16 protein-coding genes are annotated in these 18,305 nt (G+C 64.7%); 9 read left to right on the top strand and 7 right to left on the bottom strand.

The genetic code is table 11. The annotated features are described in order from the left end of the window. The first annotated feature begins 53 nt into the window (after window positions 1-53). From E4P09_RS16885 to ligA, 3 genes are read left to right on the top strand one after another with little or no spacing between them, the layout of a single operon-like run. A complete protein-coding gene (locus E4P09_RS16885) occupies window positions 54-794 on the top strand; it encodes a pyridoxamine 5'-phosphate oxidase family protein (protein WP_137390760.1) in 741 nt (246 codons plus the stop codon). Between the two features lie 46 nt (window positions 795-840). After that, entirely contained in the window at window positions 841-2,517 is a 1,677-nt protein-coding gene (recN, locus tag E4P09_RS16880) for a DNA repair protein RecN (RefSeq protein ID WP_137390759.1), read from the top strand. A 3-nt stretch (window positions 2,518-2,520) separates the two neighbouring features. Then, a complete protein-coding gene (ligA, locus tag E4P09_RS16875; protein WP_137390758.1) occupies window positions 2,521-4,650 on the top strand; it encodes an NAD-dependent DNA ligase LigA in 2,130 nt (709 codons plus the stop codon). 231 nt (window positions 4,651-4,881) lie between these two features. Here ligA and E4P09_RS16870 read toward each other — a convergent pair whose 3' ends face one another. From E4P09_RS16870 to E4P09_RS16855, 4 genes are all read right to left on the bottom strand, one after another. After that, complete coding sequence (locus E4P09_RS16870; protein WP_137390757.1) at window positions 4,882-5,079, bottom strand: hypothetical protein; 198 nt, start codon at window positions 5,077-5,079, stop codon at window positions 4,882-4,884. A gap of 94 nt (window positions 5,080-5,173) precedes the next feature. Continuing rightward, window positions 5,174-5,506 (bottom strand): hypothetical protein, encoded by a 333-nt coding sequence (locus E4P09_RS16865; protein WP_137390756.1) that lies wholly within the window; start codon window positions 5,504-5,506, stop codon window positions 5,174-5,176. Between the two features lie 383 nt (window positions 5,507-5,889). After that, the gene (locus E4P09_RS16860) at window positions 5,890-7,590 is read right to left on the bottom strand and encodes an ABC transporter permease (RefSeq protein WP_137390755.1); all 1,701 of its coding nucleotides are present in this window, start codon (window positions 7,588-7,590) and stop codon (window positions 5,890-5,892) included. Window positions 7,591-7,612: 22 nt separating this feature from the next. Continuing rightward, window positions 7,613-8,665: a Fe(3+) ABC transporter substrate-binding protein gene (locus E4P09_RS16855; protein ID WP_428977722.1), complete on the bottom strand. Its 1,053-nt coding sequence runs from the start codon at window positions 8,663-8,665 to the stop codon at window positions 7,613-7,615. Between the two features lie 407 nt (window positions 8,666-9,072). Here E4P09_RS16855 and E4P09_RS16850 point away from each other — a divergent pair, with 407 nt between their 5' ends. Next, window positions 9,073-9,462, top strand: a complete 390-nt coding sequence (locus E4P09_RS16850) for a copper chaperone PCu(A)C (protein ID WP_137390754.1) — start codon at window positions 9,073-9,075, stop codon at window positions 9,460-9,462. Window positions 9,463-9,595: 133 nt separating this feature from the next. Here the strand turns inward: E4P09_RS16850 and E4P09_RS16845 are convergent, their stop codons facing one another. Then, window positions 9,596-10,105, bottom strand: coding sequence for a DUF2937 family protein (locus E4P09_RS16845; protein WP_137390753.1), 510 nt, complete (start codon window positions 10,103-10,105; stop codon window positions 9,596-9,598). Window positions 10,106-10,690: 585 nt separating this feature from the next. Here E4P09_RS16845 and E4P09_RS16840 point away from each other — a divergent pair. Further along, window positions 10,691-11,560: a tetratricopeptide repeat protein gene (locus E4P09_RS16840; RefSeq protein ID WP_170984475.1), complete on the top strand. Its 870-nt coding sequence runs from the start codon at window positions 10,691-10,693 to the stop codon at window positions 11,558-11,560. A 6-nt stretch (window positions 11,561-11,566) separates the two neighbouring features. On the opposite strand, the gene xth is transcribed toward E4P09_RS16840, so the two are convergent. Further along, window positions 11,567-12,349 (bottom strand): exodeoxyribonuclease III, encoded by a 783-nt coding sequence (xth, locus tag E4P09_RS16835; protein WP_137390751.1) that lies wholly within the window; start codon window positions 12,347-12,349, stop codon window positions 11,567-11,569. Between the two features lie 178 nt (window positions 12,350-12,527). Between xth and E4P09_RS16830 the strand changes: the two genes are divergently transcribed. Continuing rightward, entirely contained in the window at window positions 12,528-14,141 is a 1,614-nt protein-coding gene (locus tag E4P09_RS16830) for a peptide chain release factor 3 (protein ID WP_137390834.1), read from the top strand. Window positions 14,142-14,216: 75 nt separating this feature from the next. Here E4P09_RS16830 and E4P09_RS16825 read toward each other — a convergent pair whose 3' ends face one another. Next, window positions 14,217-15,617: an OmpA family protein gene (locus E4P09_RS16825; protein WP_137390750.1), complete on the bottom strand. Its 1,401-nt coding sequence runs from the start codon at window positions 15,615-15,617 to the stop codon at window positions 14,217-14,219. On the opposite strand from E4P09_RS16825, the gene E4P09_RS26265 reads away from it, so the two are divergent. From E4P09_RS26265 to E4P09_RS16810, 3 genes are all read left to right on the top strand, one after another. Next, entirely contained in the window at window positions 15,549-16,331 is a 783-nt protein-coding gene (locus tag E4P09_RS26265; protein WP_205042146.1) for a hypothetical protein, read from the top strand. The two genes, E4P09_RS16825 and E4P09_RS26265, sit on opposite strands and share 69 nt — an antisense overlap. A 238-nt stretch (window positions 16,332-16,569) precedes the next feature. Then, window positions 16,570-16,953 (top strand): hypothetical protein, encoded by a 384-nt coding sequence (locus tag E4P09_RS16815; protein WP_137390749.1) that lies wholly within the window; start codon window positions 16,570-16,572, stop codon window positions 16,951-16,953. Window positions 16,954-17,033: 80 nt separating this feature from the next. Further along, window positions 17,034-17,663 carry a GNAT family N-acetyltransferase gene (locus E4P09_RS16810; RefSeq protein ID WP_137390748.1) on the top strand — a complete coding sequence of 210 codons (630 nt, stop codon included), beginning with the start codon at window positions 17,034-17,036 and terminating at the stop codon, window positions 17,661-17,663. Window positions 17,664-18,305: the final 642 nt, after the last annotated feature.

Here is an 18,305-nt window from a genome sequence, read left to right as displayed (position 1 = left end):
GAGCCAATGTTGCCGGTACATTGCGCATAACTGTGGCGAGGAATGCAATTGCTATGACCGATGTTACCCTTGATGCTCCGTCCACCTTTCCAGTCTCGGCCCGCAACCGGCTGAAGCGGTACCACGAGCGCGGATCTTATGACCGGGACGCGGTCTTCGCCATCCTGGATGCCGGCATGCTGTGCCACGTGGCCTACGTGATCGAGGGTCAGCCCTATTGCACGCCCACCATCTACTGGCACGAAGGTGACATGCTCTACTGGCACGGTTCTTCGGCCAGCCGGATGCTGCGCCATCTCAAGGGCGGCACGCCGGCCTGCCTGACCGTCTCGCATCTGGACGGGCTGGTGCTGGCCCGTTCGGGCTTCAACCATTCGCTCAACTATCGCTCGGCGATGTGCTTCGGCACCGCCCGCATCTTGGATGACCCGGACGAGAAGGCGCGGGCACTGGTCGGGGTGGTGGACCGGTTCTTCCCCGGCCGGGCCGCGGAGCTGCGCCAGATCACAGGCCAGGAGAGCAAAGCGACGACCGTCATTGGCATGCGGATCGAGGAGGCCTCCGCCAAGGTGCGCGCCAAGAACGTGGGCGATGACGACGAGGATGGCACCCATCCCGTGTGGGCGGGCGTGATCCCCGTGCGGACCATCATCGGGGAGGAGGAGCCTTCGCCGGGACTCATGCCCGGCGTCGAGCGCTCCGAGGCGCTGGCCGCGTATCGGCCCGGGCGGCGCCTGGACGAGGCGCTCACGGAAGCGCAGCGCCTCTACGAGGGAGAGGCTGCCCGCGACTGAGCTTCCCGCTCGCGCCCCGATATCCGGATGGGGTATATAGGGCGCGATGCTGACCGCGCTTTCGATCAGAGACATCGTGCTGATAGACCGGCTCGACGTAACGCTCGGGCCGGGTCTCACCGTGTTCACCGGCGAGACCGGCGCGGGCAAATCCATTCTGCTCGACAGCCTCGGCCTGGTGCTCGGGGCGCGCGGGGACGCCGCGCTCGTGCGCAAGGGGGCGGACCGGGCGGTGGTCACGGCTGCCTTCGACCTCAGACCCGACCACGCCGCCTTCGCGCTCCTTGCGGAAAGCGGCATCGATGCGGATGGCGAGCTGGTGATCCGCCGCATCCAGACCCTGGACGGCCGCAGCCGCGCCACCATCAACGATCAGCCGGTGTCCGTGAGCCTGCTGCGGCAGCTGGGCGGGCTTCTGGCCGAGATCCATGGCCAGCATGACGACCGCGCCCTGGTCGATGTGGCCAATCATCGGCGTCTGCTCGACGCTTATGGCGGGCTCGAACGCCAGGCCGATGCGGTGGCCGCGGCTTGGCGCACTTGGCGCGACGCCGAGCAGGTGCTGGAACGCCACCGCGGCAGCCTCGACAAGGCGGCGGCCGAACGGGATTACCTGGAGCACGCGGCGGATGAGCTGCGCAAGCTGGATGCCCGGCCTGGAGAAGAGGACGATCTCGCCGACCGGCGCGCCCTGATGATGAATGCGGAGCAGTTCGCCGCGGCGCTCGACGAAGCGGCGCAGGCGCTCTCGGGCGATGGCACGCGTGTTGCCAGTTTGAACGCGGCGCTGCGGCGCCTCGAGCGGCGGCAGGCGGAGGCGGGCGGGCGGCTGGATGCGGTGGTGGCGGCCCTCGACCGGGTGGTGGTCGAGATCGGGGAAGCGGAAAGCGCAGTGGCCGAGGCGCAGCGTGCGTTCGAATACGACCCGCGCGAACTGGAGCGCATCGAGGAAAGGCTGTTTGCGCTGCGTGGGGCGGCGCGCAAGTACAAGATGGCGGCCGACGAACTGCCTGCCTTGCTCGAGCGCTTCGAGAACGATCTTGCCAATCTGCAGGCCGGGGAGGGCAAGCTCGGCGAACTCGAGGTGGCTGCGGCTGCGGCGCGGGCGCGGTATTTCGAGCTTGCCCAAGGCTTGAGCGGGGCGCGCCGGCAAGCGGCCCGTACTCTGGACGAGGCGGTGATGGTGGAGCTGCCGCCACTGAAGCTGGAACGGGCGCGATTCCTCACCGACCTTGCATCGAGTGAAGACCAGGCTGGTGCCCATGGCCTCGATCGGGTGGAGTTCAAGGTTGCCGCCAATCCCGGCGCGGACCCTGGCCCGCTGATGCGGGTTGCGTCCGGCGGCGAGCTTGCCCGCTTCATGCTGGCGCTGAAGGTGGTGCTCTCGGCAAAGGCGAGCGCGCCCACCCTCATTTTCGATGAAATCGACACGGGCGTTGGCGGCGCGGTGGCCGACGCCATCGGCCAGCGGCTGGCGCGGCTCGCCACGTCGCTGCAGGTTCTGGCGGTGACCCACTCGCCGCAGGTGGCCGCCCGCGCCGACGGTCACCTGCTGGTGGCCAAACGCGAGCAGTCGGACGGTGACGACTTGCGGATGGTGACACGCATCGACACGCTCGATGAGCCGCGGCGCCGGGAGGAGATCGCCCGCATGCTCTCCGGTGCGACGGTCACCGACGAGGCGCGCGCCCAGGCCGAGCGGTTGTTGATCGGTACGGAGTAAGGCATGACCACCCTGACGTCGACGAAGCCTGTCGACCAGCTCAGCGAAGACGAGGCCCGCGAAGAGCTGGCGCAGCTCGCCGCCGAAATCGCCCATCACGACGAGCTCTATTACCGGGACGATGCGCCCGTCATCTCGGATGCGGACTATGACGCGTTGCGCATGCGCAATGCTGCCATCGAGGCGCAATTCCCCCATCTGGCGCGGGAGGACAGTCCGAGCCGCCGGGTCGGGGTCAAGCCCTCCGGTCCGTTCGGCACGGTGCGCCATGCGGTGCCGATGCTATCGCTGTCCAATGCCTTCGATGACGAGGACGTGCATGATTTCGTCGGCCGCATCAGGCGGTTTCTGAGGCTGGCGGATGATGCGCCGCTGGCTTTCACGGGCGAACCCAAGATCGACGGCCTGTCCATTTCGCTGCGCTATGAGCGCGGGAAGCTGGTACAGGCGGCAACCCGTGGCGACGGCTATGAGGGCGAGAACGTCACGGTGAATGTCCGCACCATCAAGGATGTTCCGGAGGTCTTGCGCGGCAGCGATGTGCCCGCGGTGTTCGAGGCGCGCGGCGAAATCTACATGCGGCATCAGGATTTCGCGGCGCTCAATGCGCAGCAGGCGGAGAGCGGCGGAAAGGTCTTCGCCAATCCGCGCAATGCGGCGGCGGGCTCACTGCGCCAGCTGGATGCCACCATCACGGCATCGCGGCCGCTGAGATTCTTCTGCTATGCCTGGGGCGAGGTCAGCAATGGCGGCCTGCCCGGGAAAACGCAATGGGACGTCTACGAGGCGTTCAAGCGCTGGGGCCTGCCGACCAATCCGCTCATGCGGCTGTGCAACTCGGTCGAGGAGATGCTCGCCTTCTATCATGAGATCGGCGAGGGGCGGGCAGGGCTCACCTACGACATCGACGGTGTCGTCTACAAGGTCAACGACCTCGCGCTGCAGGAGCGTCTCGGCTTCGTCTCGCGGGCGCCGCGCTGGGCGGTTGCGCACAAATTCCCGGCGCAGCAGGCCACGACGGTGTTGCGCGACATCGAGATCCAGGTGGGGCGAACGGGCGCGCTTACCCCGGTTGCGCGGCTCGAGCCGATCACGGTGGGCGGGGTGGTGGTCACCAACGCGACCTTGCACAATGAGGACGAGATCGCGCGGAAGGATATTCGCATCGGCGATACGGTGGTGGTGCAGCGGGCCGGCGACGTCATTCCGCAGATCGTTACCGTGGTGAAGGAGAAGCGGCTGCCGGATGCAGCGCCTTACGTGTTCCCCGAGACCTGCCCAGCCTGCGGAAGCCACGCGGTGCGCGAGGTCAATTCCAAGACCGGCAAGGTCGATGCAGTGCGACGCTGCACCGGCGGCCTGATCTGCCCGGCGCAGGCGATCGAGCGGCTGAAACATTTCGTTTCGCGCAATGCTTTCGACATCGAGGGGCTGGGCGAGAAGCAGATCACGTCCTTCTTCAATGATGGCCTCGTCCGCCGGGCGCCCGACATCTTCACTCTGCAGCGGCGGGATGAGGACAGCGCGCTCACCAAGCTCAAGAACCGCGAAGGCTGGGGGCCGACCTCGGTCGCCAAACTGTTCGATGCGATCAATGCGCGCCGCCGCATATCGCTCGACCGCTTCATCTATGCGCTCGGCATCCGCCATGTGGGTGAGACCACGGCGCGCCTGCTCGCCCGGAGCTATGGCGACATCGACAGTTTTCTTGGTGCGATGCGGGCGATCGGCAGCGATCCGGAAGGCCGGCAATTTCAGGAGCTGGACGACATCGAGGGCATTGGCACGACGGTTGCCCGCGCCATCGCCGATTTCTTCGCTGAAGATCACAATTGGGAGGTGATCGAGGCCCTGCTCGAGGAGATCGAGGTGCAGCCGGTGGAACGGGTGGTGACCACATCGCCGGTCGCGGGCAAGACGATCGTGTTCACCGGTAGCCTCACCCGCCTCTCGCGGGACGAAGCCAAGGCCATGGCGGAGCGGCTCGGGGCCAAGGCCGCCGGCTCGGTATCGGCCAAGACGGATCTGGTGGTCGCCGGCCCCGGCGCGGGCTCGAAGCTCAAGAAAGCGGCCGAACTCGGCATCGAGGTGATCGACGAAGACGAGTGGTTCAGGCGGGTTGGAGAGGGATAGTGTTTCCCTCTCGTTGCTTTACCAATCCGCGACGGTGTTCTTCAGGTCAGGATACATCAGGTCGAGAGCTCGTCTGCATTCGTGCGGGTCGGCCCCGTCCATCGCATAGAAAAAATCGCCGTGATCGTAGCCACAGCTCATCTCCGGATCAGATCTAACCCCGAAGATCCAGCCAAGGTTCCGGATTAAAAATAGCCTTATGTTGTCGAGCATGGTTCAACCTATGTCTCTTCAGGCCATGGTCTGCAGATCGGGCAGCGGCACGTAAAAGACGCGGTCGGCGCTGTCGCTGCAAGGCTTGGGATCGGAACCGGCCACGTCATGGACAACGTCACCGCTGCAGGCCCCAAGATCTGGCGCGCTTGCATCGCCACCTTTGAAAATCCATCCAAGCTTTTGGGTTAAAACGAATTTCAGGCTGTCGAACATGAATTATGCTCCCACTCAAATGAGTAGAACTCTAAGCGGCCAATTTGACGAGAAGCCGGACCGATTGAAGCCGGCAGGTGACCTGCCCACAACCTCAGAAGCTGACCCTGATGTTGATGCCGGCGCCTTGACCGTAGTCCTTGGAGGGGATGAAGTTGTAGCGCGGATCAGCCTGATCCGGCGGGGGTGGCTTGGCGCCGACCGAACCCAGCAGCACCGCGCCGGGCTGGTGATTTCCGGCGTGGAAATTGCCGAGATTATAGCCGGCTGGGCCGAGCCCGGGTTTCGTGGGCACATCATAGGCCTTGCGGGCGAGGAAGCTGTCATAAGCCGGGTCGATGCCATCGGCTTGGACTTGCAGAGAGGCCCCGACGCAACCCGCAAAGATCGCGAGCGCACAAAGGCGCAGAAGAATTGATGCAAGCATGGAGGCTCCGCCCGAGAAGGTCGGCCCAAGTGCTAAAGCAAGCAAGCCCGCGTGTCGACAATTATGGCGAATTTGAGTTTACAACGAGGCGGACGCACTCAGCCGGCGCCGCAACAGGCAAGATCCCGGCGCGAACCTGGATGGATCCGCACCGTTCCCGCCGGGATCCGCCGTGCTCCGACCGTTCCGGGGTAGAGCGATCGAAACAAATGCGACATGCCCAAGCATGTCTAGCTGCATTGCAACATAATTTGGTGCAAAGCACAATATGTCGATGCGCTGAGAGCGTCCGCTCTTCCTCGTATCGCGGATCCGCGCCTCAAGGTCTTGCTGGGTCGCATTTTCTTCACGCGAACCGGTATCCACTTCGCTCGAAAATGCTCCTAAGCCGCGCGAGCGATCAGCAAGCGTTGCAGCAGGAACACCGGCAGACAGCCCACCGCTACGATGGCCAAGGCCGAGAGCGAAGCCTCCTCGAACATGTCGAAGGAAGCGAGGGTATATACGTGTGTGGCCAGGGTGTCGAAGTCGAAAGGGCGCAGCAGCAAAGTCGCCGGCAGCTCCTTCATGGCATCGACGAAGACGAGCACGGCGGCAGCGCCGAGCGCCGGCCGGATGAGAGGCAGATGGATCTCCCAGAGAACTTGGCGCGGGGTGCGGCCGAGATTGCGGGCCGCCGCGTCGAGATTGGGCGAGAGGCGGGAGAACCCGGCTTCGATCGAGCCTTGCGACATGGCGAGAAAACGAATCGCGTAGGCTATGACGATGGCGCCGGCGCTGCCGGTAACGAGCAGCCCGGTCGAGACGCCGAACAGGCTGCGCATCCAACCGTCGACAAAGTTGTCCATGGCGGCGAGAGGCACCAGAATGCCCAGGCCCAGCACGGTGCCGGGCACCGCGTAGCCCAGGGAGGCAAGGCGGGTGACGATGGACAGGGGCATGCTGGCGCTGGAGCGTCGGGCATAGACGAGGACGAGGCCGGCGGCGACGGTCAGCGCCGCGCCGATCGCCGACAGAAGGACGCTGTTGCGCAGCAAGCCCCAGAAGGTGGGCTCGATTACCGCCTGCCAATGGGTGAAGGCGGCGCTGAGGAACACGAAAAACGGGGTGCCGAAGCCGATGGCAATCGGCAGGGTGCAACCGAGAATCGCCGCGCTGCTGCCGGCGGGGCCAAGCCGGCGCCGCGCAACCGGATACTGGGGGCGTCCCGTGGCATGATAGCGCTGCTGCTTCCGGCTCAATCGCTCGAGCCACAGCAAGGCCATGACAAAGAGCAGCATCACGCAGGCAAGCTGGGCCGCACCGCCCAAGTTGTTGCGTTCGAGCCAGGTGTTGTAGACGCTCACCGTGAGCGTGCGTACACCGAGAAAGCCGACGGCACCGATGTCGTTCAGACATTCCATCAAGGCAAGGGTCGCGCCGGCGGCAAGCGCGGGGCGGGCCAGCGGCAGCGCCACGCGCCAGAACGTCTCGAGCGCGGAGTGACCGAGCGCGCGGCTGGCGTCCAGCAGCTGGGCCGGCGTCTGCGCGAAGCTTCCGCGTGCGGTGAGATAGACGTAGGGGTAGAGAGCGAAGGAGAGGATCAGGATCGCGCCGCCAAGGGTGCGGATGTCCGGGAACCAGTAATCCCGCGCGCTGGTCCAGCCGAACAGCTGGCGCAGCGTAGTCTGGATCGGGCCGGCATAGTCCCAGATCTCGATATAAGCGAAGGCGGAGAGGTAGGTCGGCATGGCCAGCGGCACCGCCAGCAACCAGTCGAAGACCCGCCGGCCCGGAAACTCGTACATGGTGACGAGCCAAGCGGTGGACGTGCCGACGACCAGGACCACGATGCACACGCCGCCCAGCAGCAGGGCCGTGGTCCAGGCTGAGCTGGGCAGCACCGTGGCCAGCAGATGCGGCCAGGCATTGGCGGTGGGATGAACCACCGCAATCCACACCAAAGCGAGGATCGGCGCGATAGCAAGACCGCTGATGATGGATGCCGCCACGATCCAGGATCGGCCGCTGCGGCCGATCCTTAGGGAAGCAACCCGCGCGGACGAGCGGCGCCATGCCGATGACGGCGCCGGGTCGTCCGCCATGTGGTCGTGTCCTGCAAGCGGATCAGGACTGGGGGCCAGCGTCAAAATCGACTTCGTCCACCAGCCGGCTCGCCTCGTCGCGCAGCTCGGCGATTTCGTCGAGGCTGAGATTATCGGGCTCGAAATCTCCCCAGGCCTTCACGATCGGTGCCGGCTCGATGCCCGGCTTGATCGGATATTCGTCATTGGCCTCGGCATAGAGCTTCTGGGCCTTGTCGCTCGACAGGAACTCCATCAGCTTCACTGCCGCGTCGCGATTGGGCGCGTGCTTGGCCAGGGCGACGCCGGAGATATTCACATGGGTGCCGCCATTCTCGAAGGTGGGGAAGATGATGCGGCTCGCTTCAGCCCATTGCTTCTGCTCGGGCTCCTTGTCGTTGGTGAGCATCTTGGCCATGTAGTAGGTGTTGCCGAGTGCGATGTCGCACTCGCCCGCGAAAATGCCCTTGACCTGGTCGCGATCGCCGCCGGAGGGTTTGCGCGCCAAGTTGGCCTTCACCCCCTCGAGCCACGTCTTTGTCTTCTCCTCCCCGTGGTGCGCGATCATGGCCGCGATAAGGGCGGTGTTGTAGACGTGCTGGCCGGAACGGATGCAGATCTTGCCCCGCCATTTCGGATCCGCCAGCTCCTCATAGGTGAAGCTGTCCTGCTGGACCCGGTCCTTCGAGGCGTATACCACGCGCGCCCGGCTGGTCAGTGCGAACCATTCCCCCTCGGGGCTGCGGAACTCGGCGGGAATATTCGCCTCGAGCACGGCGGACTTGACCGGCTGGACGACCCCGCTCTGTACCGCGGCCTGCAAACGGCCCACGTCAACCGTCAGCAGCACGTCGGCCGGGCTGCTCGCGCCTTCCTGCACCATGCGCTCGATAAGCGCCTTGTCGTCGAACAGCACCTTGGTCTTGATGCCGGTCTCCTCGGTGAAAGCCTTGAGCAGCGGCTCAATAAGGAACGGCTGCCGATAGGAATAGACGTTCACCTCTTGCGCATCCGCATCGGAAGCCTGGCCGACCAGAATCTGACCAGCGAGCATGGTGCCCCCGACCACCGCCATTACCAACCGATGAAATCCCATGTGACCTCCCGGACATCAAAAATCCCGCGCGATCCCAGCAGCGCGAGATGCACGATTGCCGCGGAGCACACTAGGCGCCTAGAGGCCCGACCGCAATAGCTTCCCTGTGTTTTGGGGGCAAAATTTCGTTAGTTATCAGTGCCTTAGATTAGAACTTCTCCAAACTGCCTCCGAATCCTCCAGTCCGCTAGCGGTTTAGCCTTCCGGGTGAGGCAGCCTGTCGCGCTCCGTTGCGTCGCATTGATCTCGGCCAGGCGCGGCTCGATAGTGCCAGCCATCTTGCGGCGCGCCTGACGATACGGGCGCCTCTCTGGGGTTCTTTCAAGGCGAGCGGCCGCATCGCCGCCGGTCAGGTCTTGCACCGGGAGACCTGGCAAAGGTTCGGCGGACGCCATGGAACGGGTCGAATGCAATTCAGTGCTAAGGTCATTGTCGCCATCAGCCTGACCGTGGGCAGCCTGGCGGCATTTGCGCTCGATAGCCGGACGTCCAATCGGGTGAATATCCGGGGCGCGTTGGTCGAGCCGGCCGGACCCGGCGCGCTCGCCACCAACGGCTATCTGACGGTCGAGAACGGGGACGAGGCAGACCAGATCCTACGGATCGAAAGCCCGATCGCCGGCGCGGTGAGCCTTGCCGAGCAACAGCAGACGGGCGAGCGCGACCTCGTCGGCGTGGCACAGGGCGGATCATCTGCCGGCGGTGCGACCCAAGTTGCATTCGCATCCGGCAGCCCCGTGCACCTGACGTTTTCCGGTCTCAAGGCGCCGCTCGCGGTGGGGATCGAATTCCCGTAACGGTCGTCTTCCAGAGGGCCGGCGTCATCGACCTCGAGGTGCCGGTGGTTCCGGCCGAAACCGATAGCAAGCCGCCGCGGGACGGGTGAGGGTGCAAATGGCCGGCCGATGCCCGCGAGCCGGCGGCGCCTGATCATGCTCCGTGAGCCAGGCTGCGAGAGCGGCGGCGCCGTCTGACCAGAAACCCGAGCAGACGCACGGTGGACCAGCCACCGGCAAATCCGACGCCGGCCGCGACGAAGCCTTCCGCGGTGACCGGGACCGCAGGCTCGAAGGCGTAATAGGTGTTGGTCAGGATCTGCGGATCCGACCTGTCGACGAGGACGAGCAATCGGCCAAACTGGCTGGCACGATCGATGGCGACCTGCTGCTGCTCCAGCTTGTCGAGCCGCCGTGCGGTCGAGCCGATGCTTGCGGCTCTCCGCTCAAGGAACGGGTCGTTGCTGGCAACCATATGTTGAAGTGCCTCTCCTCGGCTGAAGCCGGCGGCCTCGGCATCGTTGTCGAACTGCTGCATCACCTTCCGCAACTCGTCGATCGCCCCACCCAGGCGCTGCCGATATTGCTGGCCGAATTCGGGCAGCTGGGATGTCACGACGCCACAGAACAAGCCCACCGCCAGAGCCAAAGTACGCGCGATCATTCTGCGATCCCTGTCCTGTCGGGTCCAGAATAGCCGAGTATCGTTACGCGCGTCCTTCCATTTTTGGAATTGCTCGCCTTCTGGTTGTCGAATGCATGCCCAACAATGGTCAGCGAGAGGACCTTACCTGATCACTATCGCAGGTTAGTTCTGGTAAGCATGAAAGTGCATCGAACCGGGCTGCGCCACTGGTTGCAAAAATGGCACGGAAACCCGATTTTAATCTCAGGTTAGGAGCAGTAACTTGCCACTCCTTTTTTCCGCCTAAAAAACGGATTAGCGTCCTTTTGCATGGTCGGTCGCGCCGGTCAGGCGAAGCTTTCCGATAAATGGGACCGGCAACCGAAGTTGACCTGGCGAAGTCTGATGATTTCGTGAGGTGGTCTAGCTGGCCTGTGTCGTAGGACAAAGGAGCCTTTTCTGAGCGGATTTCTCGCCGGAATTCCCAGAAGACCTCTGGAGTCGCTGAATATGGATGGTTTTTGCGTCGGCTACGGCCGGTGTTCGAGTGCTCCGATGGAGTGGGTCAAGTTGCGTTTCAAGCCGACGTGGACAGGTCGTGGACCGAGGCGCGTGAGGATGAAAATGACGGCGTGGCTGGCCAGCCTGCTCTTTTCAGGCGTGGCATCGGCCACTGGGTCGTCGGTGTGGGCAAGCGACGTCAATGACATTGCCGCCCATTTCTACTCATTCATTCCGGCATCGCCCAAGCTCACCACAAAGAGCCTCGTGCCGCCCACCTGGGCGGACGAGCGGGAACGCGCGTCGGAGGCTTATCAGAAGGGCGATTTTGCCACAGCCCTGGTCAATCTTAAGCAGGCCTCGGACGACGGCGACCTGATCGCGACCCTGTATCTCGGCCATATGTACCGGCTGGGGCAGGGGGTCACGGCCGATAACAAGGCAGCACTGCAATATTACGAGAGAGTGGCCGCAGCCTTTAACCCCGACGAGAGCGATCCCAAGCTCCGGTGGGCTTCGATCGACGCGCTGGTGCAGGTCGCCAATTATTACCGGGTCGGTGACAAGCAGGCAGGGATCGCGCCCGATCCAGAGAGGGCTTTGAATATATACAAGCTCGCCTCGACCTATAGCCACCCGGCTGCCCAGTATGCGCTCGGGCTGATGTATTTCAAAGGCGAGGGAACCAGGCGCAACCGAGAGCAGGCGGTCCGCTGGCTCATGCTCGCGGCGCGCAAGCGCTACGCCCCGGCGGAGGCGCTGCTCGGCGACATGTACTGGGACGGCGACTATGTCCGGCAGGACCGCATCCGGGCGCTGATGTGGTACATCCTGGCGCAGCAGAGCGCGCGGCCGGAAGAAAATCCAGAGATCTTCGACCGTTACGAGCACCTGATGAAGGAGGCCAGCGCCGCCGAGCGTACGGACGCAGAGGGGCGCGCGCAGGACTGGGCCGCGAAATTCCCGAGGCCGATGCGGAGCGTGTCGCCCTGACAGAGTCTAGCGGTCAAGCGCGATCCAGACCGGCACGTGGTCCGATGGCCGTTCCCAGGCGCGGACGTGGCGGTCGATGCCGGCCGCTTGCAGCCGGTCGGTGGCTTGCGGCGACAGCAGCAGGTGATCGATGCGGATGCCGTTGTTCTTCTGGAACGCCCCCGCCTGGTAATCCCAGAAGCTGTATTGGCCAGGACCCGGCGCGCAGGCGCGAAATCCATCGGTCAGGCCGAGATTGACCAGTTCCCGGTAGAGCGCGCGGGATTCGGGCTGGAACAGAGCATCGCTCACCCATGCCTCGGGAAAGCGGGCATCGATATCGGCCGGTATGATGTTGTAATCGCCGGCCAGCACGAAAGCCTCCTCGAGCAGCAACAACTGCTTCGCCCGATGGATCAGGCGGCGCATCCACTCCAGCTTGTAGCTGAACTTGTCGGTGCCGATCGGATTGCCGTTGGGCAGGTACAGGGAGGCCACACGCACTGCGCCCCAGGCGGTCGAGATCACCGCTTCCATGTAGCGGGACTGGGCATCTTCGGGATTACCGTCCAAGCGCGGCAACACCTCGTCCATGGGTGACTTCGACAGAATGGCGACACCGTGCAGGCCCTTCATCCCATGTACGGCGACGTTATAGCCGAGATCCTCGATCGGCCCCCTGGGAAAGGCCATGTCCTCGCATTTTATCTCCTGCAGGCAGCAGACGTCGGGAGAGGCTTCCTTGAGCCATTGCACCAGATTGTCGAGTCGAGCTTTGATGCCGTTGATGTTATAGGTCGCGATCTTCATGGACGTTCTTATGGCATGGCCGTTTCAGCCTGTCATCGACGGCGTACGCGCATCGTGAGCTCGCGTGGTTGCGTCCGGCGCCGGAATACCGATATGTGCTGCGCAAACCGTCCTTGCAGCCCCGATCTCTGGTGGAGCCACAGTGACAGATACGAATTCGACAGCCACCGTCCTGCCGGTGAAGGCCAACGCCGTTCCCTCGCCGGCCTCGGGCCGTCCGGCCCCTTACGAATCCCGGCGGACCTTCGCCATCATCTCGCATCCGGACGCGGGCAAGACGACGCTGACCGAGAAGCTGCTGCTGGCGGGCGGAGCGATCCGGGCAGCGGGCGCGGTGCGGGCACGCGGCGAGCGGCGGCGCACCCGCTCCGACTGGCTGGCGATCGAGCAGCAGCGCGGCATTTCGGTGTCGAGCTCGGTCATGACCTTCGAGCGTGACGGCCTCACGTTCAACCTGCTCGATACGCCGGGCCATGAAGATTTCTCCGAAGACACTTACCGCACCCTGACTGCGGTCGACTCCGCGGTGATGGTGATCGACGCGGCCAAAGGTATCGAGAGCCAGACGCGCAAGCTGTTCGAAGTGTGCCGGCTGCGTGACATCCCGATCATCACCTTCATCAACAAGGTCGACCAGGAGGGTCGCGACGCCTTCGCGCTCATGGACGAGATCGAGGCGACGCTCGCGCTCGACGTTGCGCCGCAGGTGCTCCCGGTCGGCATGGGCGCCGACTTCCACGGCCTCTATGATTCGACGACCAGGCGGTTCCTCACGTCGGGCCAGGGGCGGGGGCAGGTCCATGACACGGTGGTCGAACTCGGCGGCCTTAACGATCCGCGCCTCGATGCGCTGGTGCCCGACTATGTGACCGGCCCGTTCCGGGAGATGGCGGAATTGGCGGCGGAAGCCTACAAGCCGTTCGACCTGGAGGCCTATCGGGAGGGCCACATGACGCCGGTGTTCTTCGGTTCGGCGCTGCGTGGCTACGGCGTCGCGGAGCTGCTCGAGGCGCTGTCGCGGTTTGCGCCGCCGCCACGGCCGCAGCCGGGTGAGCCGCGGGCCGTGATGCCGGAGGAACCGAGGGTGACCGGCTTCGTCTTCAAGGTGCAGGCCAACATGGATCCGAACCATCGGGACCGGGTGGCCTTCATGCGACTGTGCTCGGGCACCTTCCGGCGCGGCATGAAGCTCAAGCAGGTCTCGTCGGGCAAAACCATTGCGGTGCACAGCCCGATCTTCTTCTTCGCGCAGGAGCGGGAGCTAGCGGACGATGCGCTGCCGGGCGACATTATCGGCATTCCCAATCACGGCGTCTTGCGGGTGGGAGACGCGCTCACCGAGGGCGAGGATGTCCGCTTTACGGGCATTCCCAATTTCGCCCCGGAGATTCTGCGGCGCATCCGGCTCGATGATCCCATGAAATCAAAGCAGCTGCGGCGGGCCCTTGAAGACCTGGCCGAGGAGGGGGTTACGCAAATCTTCAAACCGGTGATCGGCTCCAACTGGATCGTCGGCGTGGTGGGTCAGCTTCAGCTCGACGTGCTGAAATCCCGCTGCGAGCAGGAATACAAGGTGGCCATGGGCTTCGAGCCCGCCCCGTTCGAGACCGCGCGCTGGATTGCCAGCGACGATCCGAAGGAGCTCGAGCGGTTCAGCGACTATAACCGCTCGGCCATGGCGGAGGACCGCGACGGATTTCCGGTGTTTCTCGCCCGGTCGATCTGGGACCTGAACCGGTCCATGCAGGACTGGCCGAAGATCCGGTTCACCGATACGCGAGAGCGGACATAGGGCATTTGCCTGGAACCGCAGACGAAGCGGGCGCCGGCATCATGCCTGCGCCCGCTCCTTCCTGTTCCCGCGGGGTCAGTTGCTGGCGATCAGCGGTGTGATCCTGCGGACGCTGACCCGCCGGTTCTCCTGCTCGGGTCCATCGGTCGGGATCTTCAGGTACCGCTCGCCGTAGCCGACGGTCTGCAGGTTCTCCGGCTGCAGATTGTAGTATTCAAGGAGCGCTTCCTTGACGGCCTCGGCTCTCCGTTGCGACAGCTCGAGATTGGCCGCGTCCGACCCGACAGCGTCGGTATGGCCCTCGAGCAGGAAGACCTCATCAGGGTTCTCCGCCACCATCTGCTCCATCGCGATGCCGATCGCATCGAGCTTCTCGACCTCTTCGGGGCGGATGAAGGCTTCGCCAAAGCCGAAGTTGATATTATCGAGGTCGATGGCGGGCATCAGCTCGCGCACGTCTTCCTGCTGCACCACCTGCTGGTAGCTGTAGGTCTGCTGCACCGGCGCAAGCGGCGGCGCCGCCAGCTGGCCGTAGATCACCTCTTCCTGCGGATATTCCGCGGCCGAGATGTAGGGCTGCGGGACGAAGACGACCCCAGGCTCGATGTAGATCACCCTGTCGCGATCCCAGCGGTCCCAGCGGTCGCGGTTGCGCCAGCGGCGCTCGCGCTCATCCCGCAGGTAGCGGCGGAGATAACGGCGATCGTCTTCGAGCAGTGCGATCAGGCGGCGACGCTCAGCCGGCGATAGGTCGCCATGCTCGATCAGCCACTCTATGTTGTTGGCGCGCCGGCGCAACTCGCGTTCGTCCAGCTGATCTGGCCGCCGCGGATTATCGAGGTAACGCCGCCGCAATTCCCTGACCTCGCGCTGATCCCGCCGCCGGTCGAAGCGGTCTCGATCGAACTCCCAGTCGTCGCGGTCGACCCGCCGGCGCAGGGCCTCCCGGTCGCGCTCCAGCCGTTCCAGAAGCCGCTGGCGCTCGCGCTCGCTCATGTCGCGCCGCTGCAGCGCGTCGCGTGTATCGTCCAGCCGCCGGCGGAGCTCGCGTTCATCGAGCCTATCGGCCGGCCGATCGTCGTCGAGCACTTGGCGCGCACGCTCTGCGCGCTCCTGGTCGAATTCGGGATTGTCGCGCTCCCGCCAGCGGCGCCAGCGCTCCCGCTGTTGTTCGCGCGCGGGGCCCGACAAGGTCTCCTCGCGCTGGTCGGGCTGCTCTCCGGTCTGGCGGTCGCGCTGCCGCTGCTGACCGTCCTGGCGCCGGCCATCCCGGTCGCGGCCCTCCTCCCCACGACCTTCCTGCCCGGGCCGCTGGCCATCGGCTGCGCCAGGACCACCCGGACGGGTGCGGTCGCGCTCGTCGGCGCCGGGCCGTGTCCGCTGCCGGTCCTGCGGCTGTTGCGGTTCTTGCGTCTGCTGCTCGGGCGGGGTGGCGTCCTGCTGCTGCTGACGGCGCTGTTCCAGCCGTTCGCGCATCTCCTGCTGCCGCTCCTGGCGCTGCTGCTGCCGCTCCTGCCGTTGCTCCTGCCGCTGCTGCTGACGCTCCTGGCGTTGTTGCTGCGGCTGTTCCTGCTGGCGCTCTTGGCGCTGCTCCTGCTGACGTTGCTGGCGTTGCTGCTGCCGTTCCTGCTGCTGCTCCTGCTGGCGCTCTTGGCGTTGCTGCCGGCGTTCCTGCTGCTGCTCCTGCTGGCGTTCCTGGCGCTGCTGCCGGCGTTCTTGCTGACGCTCCTGCTGCTGCTCCTGCTGACGTTGCTGGCGCTGCTGCTGGCGCTCCTGGCGCTGTTCCTGCTGGCGTTCCTGGCGTTGCTGCTGGCGCTCTTGGCGCTGTTCCTGCTGGCCTTCCTGGCGTTGCTGCTGGCGCTCTTGCTGCCGCTCCTGCTGCCGCTGTTGCCGTTCCTGCTGGCGTTCTTGCTGGCGTTCCTGGCGCTGCTGGCGTTGTTGCCGGTCTGGTTCCTGCGACTGGCGCTGTTGCCGACCCTGCGGCTGCTCTTCCTGCTGCTGCCGCTGCAACCGACGCGGCTGTTGCTCTTCTTCGCTTTGGGAATAGACGAGTGCCGCGGGGCTGGTGGTCAAGACCAGGGCAGCCGCAACTGCCGCCAGCACATTCCTCTTCTTCATGCCATTCTCCTCTGGCGCCGGCATTGTAACTTTAATCATAATCAAGCTTTTCTGGCCCTGAACAATCCCTGAACGCTGTCTCGGTTCCGGGCTTCCCGGCCTTATGTAAGGAAAAATTAACCGAAGATGGCCTTCGTTAACCGTTAATGGTGGCTGAGCTTGCTGACACGGCGAGGCGGGCCTAGCCTCCTTGGCTCGAGCTAGCGAGGGCGTATCGGTGTTCCTTAAACGCGGGACCTGCAAACACTTTCGGGATTCCGTCCTGCTCGGCATGCCATGCCAGAAGGGCATTCCAGTTCTCGACCGATGCGTGGCCGCAGACAGCTCCATCGAGAATCGCCCCTGTCATCAGAAGGGGCGAGGCTGCTTCGACTGCTCGCTTTACGAAGAGCCGAGCGAGCGCGAGCTCGAGCAGCAGGCACGCCTCTTTCATGAGGCCGTGCAGCGAGCGACCGAGGTTCGCCGGGCCTTGGCGGCAACCCCGCGGGAGGCGGGGACGTCCGGCGAGGTCCCCTGTCCGGTGTGCGGCAGCAGGCTGAAGTGGAGCCGGGACCAGCACGGCGAGATCTCGGCGCAATGCGTGACCGAGGGCTGCGTCTCCTTTCCCTTTCCCGAGGGCGAGCCCGCACCGCTCCGCCGCGAGCTGCTCACAGAGCAGAAACTTGCCCGGAAACCGCCACGGTTAACCAAATAATAAACAATTATTACCGGCCTCGTTAACCCTTCGGTAAGGTTAAGGCGGCGTGTGAGCCAGCTGTTGCTCGAGGAGGCCATATGGAGAGCAGCCGGTTGTTCCGCCTTGCCGCGCGGCAAGGGGGCGGGGAGGAGCCGCACGTCCCGGACCCAAGCGGGTTAGGGCGGGCGAGGAGTGGGAGACGTGACCGGCGCCTGTCGGTCACCGTGGTCGAGACGCTCGACGAGCTGAACGTGGTGTTCGCGCTGCGCACCGCGGGCTATTTGTCCGATAGCGCAGGACGGGAGGCGACAGAGATTGACGACAGCGATTTCGGCGCTATCCATTTGCTTGCATGGCATGGTCGTGCACCGGTGGGAGCCCTGCGTATCCGCATAAGCGGGAAGGTCGCCACCTTCGACCGGGCCGTCGTCAAACGGTCCAAGTACCGGTCGATCATCGCGCGGGAGCTCGCTGACACGGCCACCGCGCTCTGCCGGGCGCAGGGCGTGGTGCAGATGACAGGCAATGCGACATTCGCCGACGAGTTTGGCGCCGAGGCGCCAGAGTCGGCGAATGGAGGCTTGGCAGGGCTGACCTGGGACGACGAATTCTTGCGTCCGGCAGCGCATCGTATGGGAGGATTGCGGACAGCGGGCGGCGGCAAAGTGCAGGGATCCAAGGCCGCTGGGGGCCCGCGCAGCCGATCTGACGCGCAAGGCAGGAAATAAACCACGGGTCGACCGATCAACGGAAGGCCACGCGCATGCTGCAGGAGGCCAGGGCATGAGCAGCAACGAAAAGGACGGCAAGATCTCTCCGGGCGCACCCAGAGGCCAAAAGGCGGTGGCTCGACGGCCCCTGCGGGCGGCGATGACGGGGCAGACGGTTCTCGTGTTCTGCGGTTCCCGTCCGGCACCGTCGTCGGCTCGCGACAAAAAAGCATCAGGGACAGAGGACCACCTGCCTGAAGCGGCGCCCGGCAAACGGGGCGGGTAAAGTCGCCCCATTCCGGTCCACGCTCCTCGCTGGTGTCGTGCCCAAGCAACAACTGCCGATGAAATTGCCATTGGGGTGCTGCGCGTGCGCCTCTCTTACACCTGCATCGCCAGGGCGGGCCTCTGCGGCCATGCGGTTCAGATTTGCGCGCCTTTTCCGCCGACGGCCATTCCCTGATCCGCTGATCGTCTCTGCACCTTAAGGTTGTGCGTTCAGGGTCGGTTCACGCTTCCGAGGTAGACAGTCTTTACCAAGGCAGAGGATTCGCAATCACCTTGGGAGCCATTTTCGGCACACTGGCGTTGGTGCGCAGAGCAGGGGAGTGTCGCCGTGCGTCCTTCATCCGCTCCCTTTCTCTGGACGGCGGAAGCGGA

This window comes from Rhodoligotrophos defluvii (genome assembly GCF_005281615.1).
GTDB lineage: Bacteria > Pseudomonadota > Alphaproteobacteria > Rhizobiales > Im1 > Rhodoligotrophos > Rhodoligotrophos defluvii.
This window is presented reverse-complemented; position numbering and strand designations above follow the sequence as displayed.

What these genes read in the sequence shown, in the direction of transcription:
- E4P09_RS16885 (WP_137390760.1), top strand. Translation starts at nt 54, where the DNA reads ATGACCGATGTTACCCTTGATGCTCCGTCCACCTTTCCAGTCTCGGCC.
- recN (WP_137390759.1), top strand. Translation starts at nt 841, where the DNA reads ATGCTGACCGCGCTTTCGATCAGAGACATCGTGCTGATAGACCGGCTC.
- ligA (WP_137390758.1), top strand. Translation starts at nt 2,521, where the DNA reads ATGACCACCCTGACGTCGACGAAGCCTGTCGACCAGCTCAGCGAAGAC.
- E4P09_RS16870 (WP_137390757.1), bottom strand. Translation starts at nt 5,079, where the DNA reads ATGTTCGACAGCCTGAAATTCGTTTTAACCCAAAAGCTTGGATGGATT.
- E4P09_RS16865 (WP_137390756.1), bottom strand. Translation starts at nt 5,506, where the DNA reads ATGCTTGCATCAATTCTTCTGCGCCTTTGTGCGCTCGCGATCTTTGCG.
- E4P09_RS16860 (WP_137390755.1), bottom strand. Translation starts at nt 7,590, where the DNA reads ATGGCGGACGACCCGGCGCCGTCATCGGCATGGCGCCGCTCGTCCGCG.
- E4P09_RS16855 (WP_428977722.1), bottom strand. Translation starts at nt 8,665, where the DNA reads ATGGGATTTCATCGGTTGGTAATGGCGGTGGTCGGGGGCACCATGCTC.
- E4P09_RS16850 (WP_137390754.1), top strand. Translation starts at nt 9,073, where the DNA reads ATGCAATTCAGTGCTAAGGTCATTGTCGCCATCAGCCTGACCGTGGGC.
- E4P09_RS16845 (WP_137390753.1), bottom strand. Translation starts at nt 10,105, where the DNA reads ATGATCGCGCGTACTTTGGCTCTGGCGGTGGGCTTGTTCTGTGGCGTC.
- E4P09_RS16840 (WP_170984475.1), top strand. Translation starts at nt 10,691, where the DNA reads ATGACGGCGTGGCTGGCCAGCCTGCTCTTTTCAGGCGTGGCATCGGCC.
- xth (WP_137390751.1), bottom strand. Translation starts at nt 12,349, where the DNA reads ATGAAGATCGCGACCTATAACATCAACGGCATCAAAGCTCGACTCGAC.
- E4P09_RS16825 (WP_137390750.1), bottom strand. Translation starts at nt 15,617, where the DNA reads ATGCGCGAACGGCTGGAACAGCGCCGTCAGCAGCAGCAGGACGCCACC.
- E4P09_RS16810 (WP_137390748.1), top strand. Translation starts at nt 17,034, where the DNA reads ATGGAGAGCAGCCGGTTGTTCCGCCTTGCCGCGCGGCAAGGGGGCGGG.